The organism is Flavobacterium rakeshii (assembly GCF_009741375.1).
Classification (GTDB): domain Bacteria; phylum Bacteroidota; class Bacteroidia; order Flavobacteriales; family Flavobacteriaceae; genus Flavobacterium; species Flavobacterium rakeshii.
Genome location: NZ_WOWP01000034.1, coordinates 158,755 through 173,956, shown reverse-complemented (window position 1 = coordinate 173,956; position 15,202 = coordinate 158,755). Strand labels below are relative to the sequence as shown.

Here is a 15,202-nt window from a genome sequence, read left to right as displayed (position 1 = left end):
AATGACGGACCATAACTGTTGGTCAACGATATTATGTTTTTAAAGAAGATATACGACAAACTCGCGCAGGGAGTGGAGCTGGCTGGTTTTACCGAGCCTACCGAACTGCAAAAAGAAAGCTTTGGTACTATTAAAAGTGGTGCTGACTGTGTGCTTGCCATGCCTGATGGCGGAAGTAAAACCACAACTATTGTTATTAATGTAATTCAAAAGCTTCAAAAAGCATTTGAGCAGTCTCCGCGTGCCCTTATTGTGGTTCAGGATAAGGAAAAGGTTCAGGAAATGCAGGAGATGTTTGAGGTGCTGGGCAAGTATACCAATTTAAGGGTTTATGGTGTGTATGACAAGAGTGATATAGACGAGGATAAAAACCAGATATCTGTAGGTATTGATGTGCTTATTGGTACACCAAACAAACTGAATGATATGTTTGGCGGTGCCGGCTTTGATGTAAACCAGCTTAAAATGTTTATAGTAGATGATACTGAGATATTGCTTAAAAACAGGCTGGAGCCGAAAATTAGCAGGATTTCTAACAGTATAGCTAAGGTACAACGTATCTTTTTTACCGATGTAATTACCGAAAGGGTAGAGATACTTGCTGACAGGATTATGATTGAGCCTTATTTCTTTGAATTTGATGATGAGCAGGAAGAGGAAGCTGACGAGAACCAGTAAAGATGAACACATTTAAGATTTATGAATATACAGAAAAGGCTTCGGGCCTTTTCGGTTTTTTAAGGCGGAAAGAGTACAAGAGTCTGCTTGGGGAAATCGTTTTTCATAATGATAAAATAGTAGTAGCCGGCAGGGATATTCTTCTTGCCGATTTGCAACAAATACGTATTCCTGTATTTCATGATTATTATGGTAGAAATGATAAAGGTAATATTACGAAGGGTGATAACAATGTAGTAGAGTTGCTGTTGGCAAACGGAAATAAAGAGACATATTACTTTGCTTTGAGTGAGCGTTATGAAATACGAAGTATAAAAGAACAGCTTATTGCTTATCATAAAGCAGGGAAGTTTGATTTTGATAATCTTACCCTGGTTTTAGGGCTTGAAGATTATAATGCAGTACTTAATTTTAAAAGGAGCCTTACAGATAATAATTTAACTTAAAAATGGAAAAGAAGTTTAAAACCAAAACAGGTTACTGTCATATTCTTCCAGACAATATAGTGCTTACAAGAGATGGAGTTTTAGGTGAAATATCAAAAATTGCTGTTGGTAATACAATAAAAAGGAGTATGATTATATATTCCCTTTTTTTAGTTTACCTTATTTATAAAGTAGTAACGCTATACGCTATTGGCGATATGGTAAGGGCTATACTTCATTTGGCTGTTGCGGCATTATTGTTTTTTGTGTTGCTTAAAAGCATTAACAATTCGGCTACTCCTGTAATACCAAGAAATAAAATAAAAGCAGTTACGTTTAAAAAAGCAACAGCTTTAACTAGAGCCTGTTTTTTGATTGATTTTGAAGATGAGAAAGGTAAACTGAAAAAAAGAATAGTTATGTTGCCGGGGTCTATTTCGGGAGGGCAGGAAGCTGTAGAGGATGCCGTTAAAATAATGAAGGAAGAAAAGCTTATTGCTTAAAATACCGTATCTTTAAGTAAAAACGTAACGCTATGGCATTAGTAAAAGTATATTCCGGTAGTGAGATAGAGGTAACTCCGGTAAAAGCAGTATTAGAGGAGGCAGGTATTAACCCTGTGGTTAAAAACAATGTGCAGTCGGCTACCCTTGCAGGGTTCGGTACTTTTGGTCAGGCTATAGAACTGTATGTAGAGGCTTATGAAGCCGATAAAGCCAAAACACTTATAACAAACTATACTAAATAAAATTTTTAATGCTTCCGGTAAAAGAAACCCAACGCTTATTATTTAGAGAACTTGAACTTACAGATGCGGAAGCCATGTTTGAAATGGACTCTGATCCTGATGTCCATTTGTATTTAGGGAACAATCCGGTTAAAAATATTGATGAGGTAAAATTCGTTATAGAGAACCTGCAATGGCAATACAAAACCTTTGGTATGGGGCGCATGGCTGTTGTGCTTAAAGAAACCAATGAGTTTGTAGGCTGGGCAGGATTTAAAAGAGAACGTAATTTAAAAGACCGTGGCATATTTTGCGATTTAGGTTATCGTTTTCTTAAAAAGCACTGGGGTAAAGGTTATGCGAGCGAATCGGCTAAAGCCTTTGTGGAGCATGGTTTTACTGTTATGAAACTGGAAAAAATAAATGCCTACGCCGATGCTGTACACACTGCTTCGCGCAAGGTGCTGGAAAAGGCGGGCTTACAACATATAGAAACTTTTGATCTGGATGGTGTTGAAGAGGTATGGTATGAAATGCTAAACCCAAATACATATGCTGAAAAGTCTTAAACTGATAATGATTACACTATTTTCTTTTTTAACTCTACTTTATTTACTGGCTGTAACACTGCTGTATTTTAATCAGGAGAAAATTATATTTCCTGCAGAGAGGTTGTTGCAGGAGTATGAATTTAAATTTGATGGTAAATTTGAGGAGCTTTATATTTCAATGAATGACAATATAAAGCTTAACGGGTTACTGTTTAAAGCCGAAAATTCTAAAGGGCTTATTTTCTATTTGCATGGAAATGGAGGTGCGCTTGACTCATGGGGTGATATTGCATCTACCTATACCAATTTGGGCTACGATATTTTTATACTGGACTACAGAGGGTATGGTAAAAGTGAAGGTTACATTGAAAGTGAAGATCAGTTTTTTAGCGATGTAAAAAAATCGTATGCCGAACTACTTAAAAGGTATGATGAGGACAATGTGATTATTATGGGTTATAGTATTGGTACAGGGTCGGCCGCGATGCTGGCATCACTTAACAACCCAAAGCTACTTATATTAAAAGCACCTTATTACAGCCTTAATAATGTAATAGATGGCAGGGTGCCTTTTATGCCTGATTTTTTAAGGAAGTATAAGTTTGAAACCTATAAGTTTCTGGAGAATGTTAAATGCCCTGTATATACTTTTCACGGTACTAAGGACAGGGTTATACCTTATTCCAATTCAGAAAAGCTTAAGGAAGCCTTTCCTGATAAAATAGAACTAACTACATTACAGGGAACTGACCATTTGATTAATGGCAATAACAAAGTTTTTACAGCAAAGCTTGCCGAGATATTGTCAAACTAATGTTTTGTTTTTTGATGCTTTTTTCTTTTTTCAAACAGGTAGCCTATAATTAGGCCTACTACTATCCAAAAGGGAATACCAAATAGTATTTTGTGATAGGAGAGTGTTTCGCCATCTATTATAGGGAAAATAATCATGGCGATAATATAAAGCACTCCGCCCCAAACAAGTCCGGATCTTAACCATCTTTTCATGACTTCTTAATTTTGCAGGATTAATTTACTAAGTAAGATACGATTATTCCTGCAACTAAGCAATGATGGGCTGGAAAAGAAATAGTTAAATGTAAATTTACAGGGTAGTTTTTTTGTTTACTGAAGTCTTTTTGGCTCTTATCGAAATAAATGCAAAAAGAAATCCTCCTATAAGGTATCCTAACAAATCGGTTAAATTATATAATGGAAGGGAGTCATTAAGCTCAAATACTTTTACTAAAAACGGCAACAGAATAAATTTCCATAACCCCATCCAAACGAACAGACATAATACTCCTGTTAACCAGTTTTTTAATTTATTCATCTATTTGTTTTTTAGGTCCTTTTTTTCTTGAAAAATAACCAAACACTAACCCGAATATTATCCATAAGGGAAACATGAAAATGCATTTTTTAATGTCAATTTCTACACCGTCATATAGCGGAAAACCTATGTTCATTAAAAAGAACATAAATATCCCCCAGCCTATCCCAAATTTCATCCAGCTTTTCATGCTTATCCGTCTATCTGTTTTTGAGGGCCTTTATTTTTTCTGTGGTTGTAATAGCTAAAACCTAAGCCAACAATACACCATATAACAAAGCCTATTATAATTCTTAAAGGCTTAAGGGTTTCTTCACTCATTAACGGGAAGACTACATCTAATAAAAGACACATTATTGATGCCCATGTAAAGCCCTGTACTATCCAGTTTTTCATAAGTTATTGGTTTGGAGTTTTAGTGTTTTGTTTTTTTAACGAATACTTTACCCAAAAAAAGCTGGCAGCTATCCATACCGGTATACCTACAATAACTCTGGTTTGTAATGGCACTTCATCGCCTATGCCAATAATCGGGAAAAGAAATGTGGATATTGAGAACATAAAGACAAAAAATATAAGTCCTGCTATAAGTTTTTTATTCATTGTAAAGTGTATTTGTAGTAAAACCCAAATATATACAAACTTCTTAATCTAAACAAAATGCGTGTTGATTGTGTAATTGCCTAATTATCCTATCTTTGCGGCTTCAAAAAAATACCTCTATGATAACTGTAGATGCGCTTTCGGTACAATTTGGCGGTACCACATTATTCAGTGATGTTTCTTTTTCTATAAATGAGACTGATAAGATTGCCCTTATGGGTAAAAACGGGGCAGGAAAATCGACATTGCTAAAAATAATAGCAGGAGTTAACAAGCCTTCAACCGGAGCTATATCGGCACCAAAAGGGACTGTTATAGCTTATCTTCCTCAGCATTTACTTACCGAAGATAATGCTACGGTTTTTGAAGAGACGTCTAAGGCTTTTGCTACTATCTTTAAGATGAAGGAAGAGATTGATGCCTTAAATGAGGAGCTTACTGTTCGTACCGATTATGAGTCTGATGAGTACTACAAGATTATCGAAAGGGTATCTGAACTTAGTGAGAAATTCTACTCCATAGAAGAGGTGAATTATGAGGCAGAAGTAGAGAAGGTGCTTGTTGGTATGGGTTTTAGCCGTACCGATTTTACAAGACCTACATCAGAGTTTAGTGGTGGATGGAGAATGCGTATTGAGCTTGCCAAGATATTACTTCAAAAACCTGATCTTATCCTGCTGGATGAGCCTACTAACCACATGGATATTGAGAGTATACAGTGGCTGGAGGATTTTCTTTTAAACAGTGCTAAAGCAGTTATCGTAATTTCTCACGACAGGGCTTTTGTTGATAATATTACTAACCGTACCATAGAGGTTACTATGGGAAGGATATACGATTATAAAGCGAAATATTCACATTACCTTGAGCTTAGAAAAGACCGCCGTGCACAACAGCAAAAGGCGTATGATGAGCAGCAGAAAATGATTGCCGAAAACATGGAGTTCATTGAGCGTTTTAAAGGTACTTATTCTAAAACCCTACAGGTACAGTCGCGTGTAAAAATGCTGGAAAAACTGGAGCTTGTAGAAGTTGATGAAGTAGATACATCGGCACTTAGGCTTAAGTTTCCGCCATCACCACGCTCGGGTCAGTATCCTGTGGTGGTTAACGAGCTTTCAAAATCATACGGTGATCACGTAGTGTTTAAAGATGCTTCGATGGTTATTGAACGCGGACAAAAACTGGCGTTTGTAGGTAAGAACGGTGAAGGTAAATCGACCATGATTAAAGCTATTATGGGAGAACTTGAGTTTGAAGGTAGCCTTGAGGTAGGACACAACGTACAAATAGGATACTTTGCACAAAACCAGGCATCGCTTTTAGATGAGAACCTTACTGTTTTTGAAACGATTGATCGTATTGCCGAAGGTGATATTCGTACACAAATAAAAAACCTGCTAGGTGCATTTATGTTTAGCGGGGATGATACTACTAAGAAAGTAAAAGTACTTTCGGGTGGAGAGAAAACACGTTTGGCTATGATAAAGCTGTTGCTTGAGCCGGTTAATGTACTTATTCTCGATGAGCCTACCAACCACCTTGATATGCGTACTAAGGATATTATAAAGGATGCTCTTAAAGCTTTTGACGGTACATTGATATTAGTATCGCACGACAGGGATTTCCTTGACGGACTGGTGACTAAAGTATTTGAGTTTGGTAACAAACGTGTTAAAGAACACTTTGAAGATATTAAAGGTTTCCTTGAACTTAAAAAGATGGAAAACCTGAGAGAAATAGAAAAGTAAACCATGGTTAAAACATTCAGTACTGTAATATTATTGTTTTTAGGGATTGTTGTCTTTGCCCAAAATCAGCAAAAGCTACTTTTGAAAAAAGAGCTGCAAACTACTCCCGCAAAAATATCATATAAAGACAGTATTGAAGTGTATGGTATAACTTATACCAGTGACAGTTTAAAAGTTAACGGATATCTTGTACAGCCTAAAACCCAGGGGCCACACCCAGTAATTATATTTAACAGGGGAGGCAACAGGGATTTTGGAGAATTGATTCTTCCTTATGCATATCGCTTTTTGGGCCAACTGGCAAAAGAAGGTTATGTGGTAATAGCCAGCCAGTATCGTGGCAACGGTGGCAGCGAAGGAGTCGAGGAATTTGGCGGCAGTGACGTTGATGATGTGGTTAACTTAATTGATGTGCTTGCCGAAATTAAAGAGGCAGATACAACACGTATAGGTATGTATGGCTGGAGTAGGGGCGGAATGATGACTTTAAGGGCGCTTACAGAAACCAATAAGATAAAGGCGGCTGTTGTGGGAGGAGCACTTTCTGACATGAGAGCCGGACTTGAAAGACCTGAAATGGAAAAGGTATACAGCGAACTTATTCCTAATTATGCAAATAATAAAGAAGCGGAACTTACAAAAAGATCGGCTATTGAATGGGTAGATAAATTACCAACAAATGTTCCTTTATTAATGCTTCACGGTAATGCCGACTGGCGTGTAAAATGTGAGCAGAGCCTGAAATTGGCTATTGAATTTGGAAAATACAGAATACCCTACAGGCTTGTAGTTTTTGAAGGGAGTGATCATGGTATCAATGAAAACAAAAATGAAGTAAATAAAATGGTACTAAACTGGTTTGACCGTTTTCTTAAAAATAACGAGCCATTACCGGATATGAAGTATCATGGAAGATAAACAAAAAAGGCAGGATTAAATCCTGCCTTTTTTGTTATTGTACCATGTCTACCAGTCGTATAAACTCGGCTTTATAGCCATCGGTATCGTTTTTAATACCTTCTTTGCCGAGTTTCTTAATCTTTTTAGACGATTTACTTGGTATAAGTTTTGAGTCCCTTAGTTTAAGCCCAAACCATGCTACTGATGCAGCAAACTTAAAGTCGGACGAAGCTTCATCAAGTTCAACTGGTTTGTTTTCTATAACCAGTTCTGTTTCGGTACTCTTATTACCATCCGGCTTTTTGTGTCTTAGCTTAACTGTTGCCAGTTCGTCTTTATATTTGTTTTTCTCTTTTGCCTGTTGGGTATACTTCAGTTTTGTATCTGGGGTAAAGTAATCACTTTCCACACCAACCGGGATTATTTCATATAAAGCCGTTACAGTATGCCCGCTACCCAGTTCGCCTGCATCTATAGCGTCGTTTTCAAAATCTTCATCCCTTAACTTACGGTTTTCATAACCTATAAGCCTGTACGACTGTACATGGTTAGGGTTAAATTCAATTTGTATTTTAACATCTTTGGCTATGGCATACATAGAGCCTTTAAATTCTTTTTGAAGAAAACGGTCGGCTTCCTGCATGTTGTCTATATAGGCATAGTTTCCGTTGCCCTTGTCTGCCAGTATTTCCATTTTAGAATCCTTGTAGTTACCCATTCCGTAACCAAGGCAGGTAAGGAACACACCACTTTGCCTTTTTTCTTCAATTAGAGTCTGCATATCCCTGTCAGAAGAGTCACCTACATTAAAGTCACCATCGGTAGCCAGTATTACACGGTTGTTTCCGCCTTTAATAAAGTTTTCCTGTGCCGTTTTGTAAGCCAGTTCAATACCCTCTCCACCGGCAGTACTGCCACCTGCCGATAGCTCATCAAGGGCATCAATTATTTTTGTTTTTTCACTTCCGTTGGTTGAAGGCAATACCAGTCCGGCAGCACCTGCATATACCACAATTGCAATTTTATCTTCAGGGCGCATTTGGTTAACCAATAGCTTCATTGACTGTTTAAGTAACGGTAGTTTGTTGTCATCACTCATAGAACCGCTTACATCTATCAGGAATACAAAGTTAGAAGCAGGCAATTTGTCCATTGGTATCTCTTTACCTTTTAGTCCTATTTTAAGGAGTTTGTGGTCAGGATTCCAAGGGGCATCACTATACTCTGTATTGATAGAGAATGGCTCTTTGCCTTTAGGCTGAGGGTAATTATACTTAAAGAAGTTTATCATTTCTTCAACACGAACCGCATCTTTAGGTACTTTTTGCCCGTTGTTTAAAAAGCGTCTTATATTGGTATAAGAAGCATTATCAACATCAATAGAGAAAGTGGAAAGCGGATTTGAGGTTGGGTTTTCAAACTGATTTTCCTCAAACATATTATAGCTTTCACGGTCTACCTGTATTTTAGACGGATCTATAGGTTCGTTTTCCTCTTCGTCTTCTTCAATAATTTCGCGGGCATATTCTCCCTGTTTTGTTTTGATAACCACAACACCGTTACTACCTCTCATACCGTATAACGATGTAGCACCGGCATCTTTTAAAACCCTGATGTTGGCCACATCGTTTACATTCATATTCTTTACGGTTTCCTCATCTACAGGCATGCCGTCAAGAATGTAAAGAGGAGTACTGTTCCCGCGGGTAGTAACAACACCCTGTAATAACGCCCTTTTCTCTGAATCCGACTGATTGTCTAAAGCGGCTGTGTTCATCTCTATAGTTGTGCCTTTTACTGTAGTTATAACAATTACACCGTTAACACCTTTGTCTCCGTAAGCCGATATTGCATCCTGATCTTTAAGAACTTTAACTGTAGCAATATCATTTTGGTTTAAATTCCTGAAGGTGTCTTCGTTAACAGCTACACCGTCTACTACATACAGTGGAGCTGTGTTGGTTATATAAGCTGTGTTTAAAATGGCTATATATGTAGGCTCATCTGTCTCAGAAATTTGTCCAGGTATCTCACGAAACTGAATTCTTCCGTTAGATAAGGTGTCATATTGTATATCGCTGGAGGTTACTACTGTAGCACCTTCTTTATACATGTTTTTACGATAATAGTCCTGATTGTTTTGAAAACCTTTATCAAGTTCACCTTTTGGCGCGCTTACATAACTAGTAGTCTGCTTGTCGCCATCCCTGTAATTACGTTTGGCAAAAGCGATAGTAGCCTGTTGTTTTTGTTTTATTTGCTTTCTACGTTTTTCTTCTTTTTTTCTTTTTTGTGTTCCGTATGCAACCACAACAACTTCTTCCAGTTTATTTGTGCTTTCTTCCAGTAGTATATTGTGGGGGATGTTAGGATTATTAATAGCGACACTGTTTTCATTATAGCCTATATACGAAATTTCCAGAATATCCCCCTTTTTGGCTTCGATAGAGAATTTACCTTCTATATCTGTCGAAACGCTTTTGTTTGTTCCTTTAATGGTTACATAAGCTCCGGGTAAAGCTCCTGAAAAGTCACTTACTACGCCAGTAACCATATTATTATTTACAGTAACAGTTGCTGTTATGGCTTCTTTGTTCTGTAAGCTGTCTTTACCAAAATAAAGGCTGTTAAGATGAGTGTACTTGTCTTTTGAAGGAACTATAAATTCATTCAGGTTTTCGTTTTCAGTATCCTGAATAGCTACGTTACTATAAGTAACGGCAGAAGAAGAACTATCATCTTTTTTAGGTGTTATTTCTCCTTTTACCCGAAATTCTCCTTTGTCGGTTCTGGTATCCCATACTTTTAATTTTGAATCATTTAAAACAACAATTTTTCCTTCGTCTTTAAAATATATAGTATCTCCGGGAGCATGTTTAAAAATGTCTTGCAGGTATATTTTTTTATTCCCCATTAATACATATTTACTGCTGTCAATAGGAGTTTCTTTGCTTTTTATAAAAGCACTGTTCTTTATATTAACGACAGAATCATTTTTACGAATTATAGTTTCTTCTTCCCCTACAACCACTTCAATTTTTTGAGTATCCCTTACTGTTGTTGGGTTAAATGTTTCCTCTACTTTATTGTGGTCTATAGTGGTAACCTGTGTTTCGGGTTCTGTAGGGTTAGCGTGCTTTTTAAAGAACTGACCACCTATTGCTAATAATATTAGCAACAGAGCAGCAACACCGCCATACCTCCAAAAAATAAGGCCTCTTCGTTTCTTTTTGTGGTCCAGTTTTTCTTCAACTCTGTCCCATATCGCTTCCATTCGGTCAAAGCCTTTGTTCTCGACTTTTCCGGCAGCGTTTTTAAACTGATTATCTAATTTATTTTGATTTTCCATAGCTGTTTTCATTTTGATAATAAACACTGTTTATTAAATCTTTTAATTTACTGCGGGAGACATTTAATTGTGATTTCGAAGTCCCTTCTGTAATATTCAGCATTGCAGCTATTTCTTTGTGAGAGTAACCTTCTATGGCAAAAAGGTTAAATACCGTACGGCAACCTTCAGGAATGTAGTCAAGCAGTTTAAGCAGGTCTTCCTCTTCGAGACTGGCCGGTTCGTTTTGCGAAGGCTCTGCCGATGTGCTCATGTCTTCAATATAAATATTAAAGTTTACCTTCCTTTTTAAAGTTAAAAGACACTGGTTTATGGCTATACGCCTAGCCCAGGCCTCAAAAGCCTTGACTTCTTTTAACTGATTGAGTTTTGTGAAAATGGTATAAAAGGCATCGGCCACTGCCTCTTCTATTTCCTCTTCGCTCTTTAAATACCTTTTGCAGGTGTGGTATAGCTTGGGCGCCATAAGTTCATACACCTGCCTTTGGGCATTTCGGTGCATGTTCCTGCATGCTGTTATGAGTTTTTCGTCTATCACAATATGTCTCTTTGTTTATATAGAGCAGAAAAAACAGTTAAAGGTTGGGAGAGGGAGTAATTTTTTGTTTAAGGTTTCAGGTTTCATGTTGTAGTTAAACACGTAACTAATAACCCGTAACGCAAAACTATTTATCAATAGTAAGTTTATATATGTCAGATTCGGTTGCATCACTATCGGTATCTTCACACAAAAGGAATTCCAGTGATTTGCCATTGTCCCTGTATAGAGTAATACCCTCAAACTTATTTTTGTTAGATATTATTTGGGTAAACTCAACCTCTACAGTCTCGATATCTATACAGCCTATAAGAGAACCTGCCACTTCACCATCAAGATAAGTAGAGTCTGATTTCTCGGCAGCAGCAATAAAGTACAGTTTATCACCTACTTTAACGGCATCGGTAAAACTGGCCTGAGCACCGTTTATTTTAGGTAGAGTAATAGGGTTGTATATAATCTGGAAATAAATTTCGTTAATATCACCATCTAAGGTAAACAGACCGTTTTGCTGTGCAGGTCCGTTACCACGCTGAAACAGGTACCATAATGTTCCGTCGTTAACCGCAGCTTCTATATTAAAGTCTTCGGGGCTTATCTCTCCAAAGCTTTGCATACCAAGATAAAGATCGGTCAAATCGGTAGGTGCCTGTGTGGTTTTGGTTTTAAAGTTGTAATGAGCAAGGCTATTTCGGTTTTCCTTTAGTCCAGACCCCGAACCAAATATATATAAGTTGTTGTCAAGTTTAGTGATAGCCTCAAAGTCCTGCTTGTCTTTTTTAGGGATGTTTTCAAGCGGACCCGTATAAGTACTGTCGGCAAGCGATACCTTGCTGGTGGTCTTGTCGGTCATGTTGTATTCATACAGCATATTGCTGTTGTCTGAAATAAGGAATAGTGAATTGTCGTTAAAAAGCAACCCTGATGCAGAGCCTATTCCCATGATGTGTAACAGCAGTTCCAGCTTAAATTTTTGCATAAACTTGTGTTTTTGTTGTAAACGTGTTGTTGTTTAATTTCTTACATTTATAAAGATAAATATTTCTTCGCATGAATATCAATACCGACGATTTTAAAGTAACCGAAGCTTTTTCCATAAGCAAAGCGCCTACAAAGATAGAACTGGAACTCACAGCTAAAAAGAAAATAAAGAAAATTGAGAAAACCAGTAAAAAGCTGGGCAAGCTTCAGGACAAGATGTATGCCAATAACCGCTATAGTGTTTTGATATGCCTGCAGGGTATGGATACAGCGGGGAAGGACAGTCTTATTCGCGAGGTGTTTAAAAACTTTAATGCCAGAGGGGTGGTGGTGCATAGCTTTAAAACGCCAACATCAAACGAGTTGAAGCATGATTATTTATGGAGGCACTATATTGCCCTGCCACAAAGGGGAAAGTTTGCCGTTTTTAACCGTTCGCATTATGAGAACGTACTGGTAACCCGTGTGCATCCCAACTATATTTTAAACGAAAACCTTCCCGGAGTGGATAAAGAGGAAGATATAACCGATGCTTTTTGGGAAAGCCGTTTTGAACAGATTAATAACTTTGAACAGCATTTAGCCGAAAACGGAACGATTGTGCTTAAATTTTTCCTGCACTTAGGGAAAGAGGAGCAAAGGCAAAGGTTGTTACGCAGACTGGAAAAGGAAGACCACCTGTGGAAATTTTCTGCCGGAGATCTTAATGAAAGAGGATTGTGGGATACCTATCAAACCTATTATGAGGAAGCAATAAGTAAAACCAGTAAGCCTCATGCACCTTGGTTTGCCATTCCTGCGGATGATAAAGAAACAGCGAGGCTGCTTGTAGCTAAAACAATACTTAACGAACTTAAAAAATATGACTTTAAGGAACCCGAAGTAAGTGATGATGTACTGGATAATATTGCCTTATACAGAGTGCAGTTACTTAATGAAAAGCCTTAAAAAAACATTAAAGCCTGTAACTTTTACATTACAGGCTTTAATTTGGTCTACTTAGGTTATTTATTTAATTGTTTTGGTGTTTCACAGTTTAAACCCGTAGGCTACCCTAAAGGCAATCTGGTCGGCATTAAAATTATTCATCCCTTCATATCGCAGGCTCAGGTCAATAAAGCTGTTGGCATACCCTATACCCGGCGACCATAAAAAGGTGGTTTCATTGTAATTGTTTGTTACAGCAAATCCGGCACCTGCTTCGCCCAGTACGTAAAATCGGTCACCCCAAACAAAGGCTTTAAAACCGGCTTTAGCAGGAATAAATCCAAGATCTTTTACTTCATCCTTTCCAAAAAGATGTGTGTAACCCGTTGTAAGGGTTAGAGAGGTTTTTTGAGAAAGGTCATACTGTAACCTTGCATCGCCTCCCAAGGCAAAATTGAAATAATCTCCGGTTACTGCCCCGGCGTTAAGACCAAACCCTAAACGGAATCCCTGGTCGTAATTTGTGTTCTCACTTACCTGTTGTGCATGGCTGGCTCCCGTAATTAGCAGAATAACAGCCATTAAAAAATGTTTCTTCAACTTCATAGATCAATTTGTTATGATTATGAAGTAAAATTAACTTTTCAAATATAAAAATATTTTTAATATAAGGTTAAAAACTGTTATTATTTTTAGTTTTTTAACGTTAAATTGGTTTTATGTTGATTTTTAGTGTATTAGGTGTTCTTCTTATTTTTGCAGAAAATTTTAAGCGGTGAACTTAGCGCAATACACAAAAGAATTCTCTTATAACATTAGGCTGGCCTATCCGGTAATACTGGGTATGTTGGGTCATACCATTACGGGTATTATAGACAACATAATGGTAGGGCAGCTGGGTGCTGCCGAACTCGCTGCTGCCTCACTGGGTAACAGTATGGTGTTTGTAGCTATGTCTGTAGGGATTGGTTTCTCTACAGCAATTACACCTATTATTGCTGAAGGTGATGCCGAAAAAGATACTGCTAAAGTAAGGACGGTTTTCCATCACGGACTGTTTTTATGTACCATGCTGGGTATAATGCTGTTTGCTGTGGTGTGGTTTGCCAAACCGCTTATGCACTTAATGGGACAGCCTGATGAGGTGGTTAGTCTTGCAGCGCCTTATGTGGACTGGGTAGCTTTTTCGTTACTGCCTATGGTTATATTTCAGGGATATAAACAGTTTGCCGACGGACTTTCGCTTACCAAATATGCCATGTATGCTGTTATAGCCTCAAATGTTATTAATGTAGTAGTAAACTACCTGCTTATATATGGTATTTGGATATTCCCTAAAATGGGTATTATAGGTGCGGCACTGGGTACAGTGGTTTCAAGGATATTTATGCTTATTTATATGCATATAAGTCTGTACAGAAACTCTAAACTGCAAACCTATTTTAAAGGTTTTACTTTTAAGGAAATTACAAAGCCTATACTAAAAAAGATTACTTCATTGGGCGTGCCGTCGTCAATGCAAATGTTGTTTGAGGTAGCCTTGTTTACGGGTGCGGTATGGCTTTCGGGCTCTATTGGGGCAAACAGTCAGGCAGCAAACCAAATTGCGCTGAGCCTTGCTTCCATGACATTTATGTTTGCCATGGGGCTTAGTGTTACGGCTATGATTAGGGTAGGGAACCAAAAAGGACTTCAGGATTATAAAAAGCTGCAACTGGTGGCGCGTTCCATATTCCTATTGGCTATTATACTTGAAATAGTGTTTGCATTATTCTTTGTACTGTTTCATGACTATCTGCCAATGTTCTTCCTTAATATGAAGAACCCAGAACTGGCGCTTGAAAACAGTGAGGTTATAAATATTGCTTCTACCTTATTACTGGTGGCTGCTGTTTTCCAGATTACCGATGGTATTCAGGTTGTGGTGCTTGGAGCACTCCGCGGACTGCAGGATGTAAAGATACCTACCTATATTACCTTTGTAGCCTATTGGGTTATTGGTTTCCCTGTATCTTATTATTTAGGGTTACATACGCCTTTAAAAGCGACCGGAATATGGATAGGACTGCTGGCAGGATTAACAGCTGCCGCAATATTTTTGTATATTCGCTTTCACGTACTTACCAAAAGGCTTATTGCTAATCCCGTTAGCAAAGCCAAAGTAGCGTAAACGATTTATTGTAAGACTTATATTTTATAAACTATACTATGGAACTACCTAAATTTTTATTGGGAGATAATACCGATCATCCGGAAGATATTTACATTATTCACCTTGACTATCCTCGATTTATTATCAATTTGAAAGATGATGAAGTAGAGTTCCTGGAAGAACCGGAAGATCTGGACGAAAACGAACTGAACAGTGAAATGGAAGGTCTTATTGAAATGGCTAACAATTTTTACGACAGGGAAATGGAACGTTACGAAAATGAGTAG

General features: G+C 37.7%; 20 protein-coding genes. 11 read left to right on the top strand and 9 right to left on the bottom strand.

The genetic code is table 11. The annotated features are described in order from the left end of the window. Nucleotides 1-33 precede the first annotated feature (33 nt). The 6 genes from GN157_RS10565 to GN157_RS10540 are packed head-to-tail and all read left to right on the top strand — an operon-like array spanning nucleotide 34 to nucleotide 3,195. Entirely contained in the window at nucleotides 34-678 is a 645-nt protein-coding gene (locus tag GN157_RS10565; RefSeq protein ID WP_157483364.1) for a DEAD/DEAH box helicase, read from the top strand. A gap of 2 nt (nucleotides 679-680) precedes the next feature. Then, nucleotides 681-1,124: a hypothetical protein gene (locus tag GN157_RS10560; RefSeq protein WP_157483363.1), complete on the top strand. Its 444-nt coding sequence runs from the start codon at nucleotides 681-683 to the stop codon at nucleotides 1,122-1,124. Nucleotides 1,125-1,126: 2 nt separating this feature from the next. Next, nucleotides 1,127-1,606: a phosphoribosylaminoimidazolesuccinocarboxamide synthase gene (locus GN157_RS10555; protein WP_157483362.1), complete on the top strand. Its 480-nt coding sequence runs from the start codon at nucleotides 1,127-1,129 to the stop codon at nucleotides 1,604-1,606. 32 nt (nucleotides 1,607-1,638) lie between these two features. Next, on the top strand, nucleotides 1,639-1,851 hold the full coding sequence (locus GN157_RS10550) for a putative signal transducing protein (protein ID WP_157483361.1): 213 nt from the start codon (nucleotides 1,639-1,641) through the stop codon (nucleotides 1,849-1,851). Between the two features lie 8 nt (nucleotides 1,852-1,859). Next, a complete protein-coding gene (locus GN157_RS10545) occupies nucleotides 1,860-2,399 on the top strand; it encodes a GNAT family N-acetyltransferase (protein ID WP_157483360.1) in 540 nt (179 codons plus the stop codon). Continuing rightward, nucleotides 2,383-3,195 (top strand): alpha/beta hydrolase, encoded by an 813-nt coding sequence (locus tag GN157_RS10540; RefSeq protein WP_157483359.1) that lies wholly within the window; start codon nucleotides 2,383-2,385, stop codon nucleotides 3,193-3,195. Before GN157_RS10545 ends, GN157_RS10540 begins: the two co-directional genes overlap by 17 nt. Here the strand turns inward: GN157_RS10540 and GN157_RS10535 are convergent. The 5 genes from GN157_RS10535 to GN157_RS10515 all read right to left on the bottom strand — a co-directional run bounded on the left by GN157_RS10535 (nucleotide 3,192) and on the right by GN157_RS10515 (nucleotide 4,317). After that, nucleotides 3,192-3,389: a hypothetical protein gene (locus GN157_RS10535; protein WP_157483358.1), complete on the bottom strand. Its 198-nt coding sequence runs from the start codon at nucleotides 3,387-3,389 to the stop codon at nucleotides 3,192-3,194. The two genes, GN157_RS10540 and GN157_RS10535, sit on opposite strands and share 4 nt — an antisense overlap. A 97-nt stretch (nucleotides 3,390-3,486) precedes the next feature. Continuing rightward, on the bottom strand, nucleotides 3,487-3,714 hold the full coding sequence (locus GN157_RS10530) for a hypothetical protein (protein WP_157483357.1): 228 nt from the start codon (nucleotides 3,712-3,714) through the stop codon (nucleotides 3,487-3,489). Beyond that, complete coding sequence (locus GN157_RS10525; protein ID WP_157483356.1) at nucleotides 3,707-3,904, bottom strand: hypothetical protein; 198 nt, start codon at nucleotides 3,902-3,904, stop codon at nucleotides 3,707-3,709. Before GN157_RS10525 ends, GN157_RS10530 begins: the two co-directional genes overlap by 8 nt. 2 nt (nucleotides 3,905-3,906) lie before the next feature. After that, nucleotides 3,907-4,110 carry a hypothetical protein gene (locus tag GN157_RS10520; protein WP_157483355.1) on the bottom strand — a complete coding sequence of 68 codons (204 nt, stop codon included), beginning with the start codon at nucleotides 4,108-4,110 and terminating at the stop codon, nucleotides 3,907-3,909. Between the two features lie 3 nt (nucleotides 4,111-4,113). Next, on the bottom strand, nucleotides 4,114-4,317 hold the full coding sequence (locus GN157_RS10515; RefSeq protein ID WP_157483354.1) for a hypothetical protein: 204 nt from the start codon (nucleotides 4,315-4,317) through the stop codon (nucleotides 4,114-4,116). A 119-nt stretch (nucleotides 4,318-4,436) separates the two neighbouring features. Between GN157_RS10515 and GN157_RS10510 the strand changes: the two genes are divergently transcribed. Continuing rightward, on the top strand, nucleotides 4,437-6,068 hold the full coding sequence (locus tag GN157_RS10510; RefSeq protein ID WP_035132370.1) for an ABC-F family ATP-binding cassette domain-containing protein: 1,632 nt from the start codon (nucleotides 4,437-4,439) through the stop codon (nucleotides 6,066-6,068). A gap of 3 nt (nucleotides 6,069-6,071) precedes the next feature. After that, complete coding sequence (locus GN157_RS10505; RefSeq protein ID WP_157483353.1) at nucleotides 6,072-6,986, top strand: alpha/beta hydrolase family protein; 915 nt, start codon at nucleotides 6,072-6,074, stop codon at nucleotides 6,984-6,986. A 34-nt stretch (nucleotides 6,987-7,020) separates the two neighbouring features. Here GN157_RS10505 and GN157_RS18025 read toward each other — a convergent pair whose 3' ends face one another. From GN157_RS18025 to GN157_RS10490, 3 genes are all read right to left on the bottom strand, one after another. Next, nucleotides 7,021-10,317, bottom strand: coding sequence for a YfbK domain-containing protein (locus GN157_RS18025; RefSeq protein ID WP_197429433.1), 3,297 nt, complete (start codon nucleotides 10,315-10,317; stop codon nucleotides 7,021-7,023). Further along, nucleotides 10,301-10,819 (bottom strand): RNA polymerase sigma factor, encoded by a 519-nt coding sequence (locus GN157_RS10495; protein ID WP_035132371.1) that lies wholly within the window; start codon nucleotides 10,817-10,819, stop codon nucleotides 10,301-10,303. Before GN157_RS10495 ends, GN157_RS18025 begins: the two co-directional genes overlap by 17 nt. Before the next feature lie 163 nt (nucleotides 10,820-10,982). Further along, nucleotides 10,983-11,834, bottom strand: coding sequence for a DUF6929 family protein (locus GN157_RS10490; protein WP_157483351.1), 852 nt, complete (start codon nucleotides 11,832-11,834; stop codon nucleotides 10,983-10,985). A gap of 71 nt (nucleotides 11,835-11,905) precedes the next feature. Between GN157_RS10490 and GN157_RS10485 the strand changes: the two genes are divergently transcribed. Then, on the top strand, nucleotides 11,906-12,784 hold the full coding sequence (locus GN157_RS10485) for a PPK2 family polyphosphate kinase (RefSeq protein ID WP_035132374.1): 879 nt from the start codon (nucleotides 11,906-11,908) through the stop codon (nucleotides 12,782-12,784). 81 nt (nucleotides 12,785-12,865) lie between these two features. Here GN157_RS10485 and GN157_RS10480 read toward each other — a convergent pair whose 3' ends face one another. Next, nucleotides 12,866-13,369: a hypothetical protein gene (locus GN157_RS10480; RefSeq protein ID WP_157483350.1), complete on the bottom strand. Its 504-nt coding sequence runs from the start codon at nucleotides 13,367-13,369 to the stop codon at nucleotides 12,866-12,868. A gap of 169 nt (nucleotides 13,370-13,538) precedes the next feature. Here GN157_RS10480 and GN157_RS10475 point away from each other — a divergent pair, with 169 nt between their 5' ends. Together GN157_RS10475 and GN157_RS10470 are read left to right on the top strand one after the other, a co-directional pair. After that, on the top strand, nucleotides 13,539-14,933 hold the full coding sequence (locus GN157_RS10475; RefSeq protein ID WP_317163539.1) for an MATE family efflux transporter: 1,395 nt from the start codon (nucleotides 13,539-13,541) through the stop codon (nucleotides 14,931-14,933). A 38-nt stretch (nucleotides 14,934-14,971) separates the two neighbouring features. After that, nucleotides 14,972-15,202 (top strand): hypothetical protein, encoded by a 231-nt coding sequence (locus GN157_RS10470; protein WP_035132380.1) that lies wholly within the window; start codon nucleotides 14,972-14,974, stop codon nucleotides 15,200-15,202.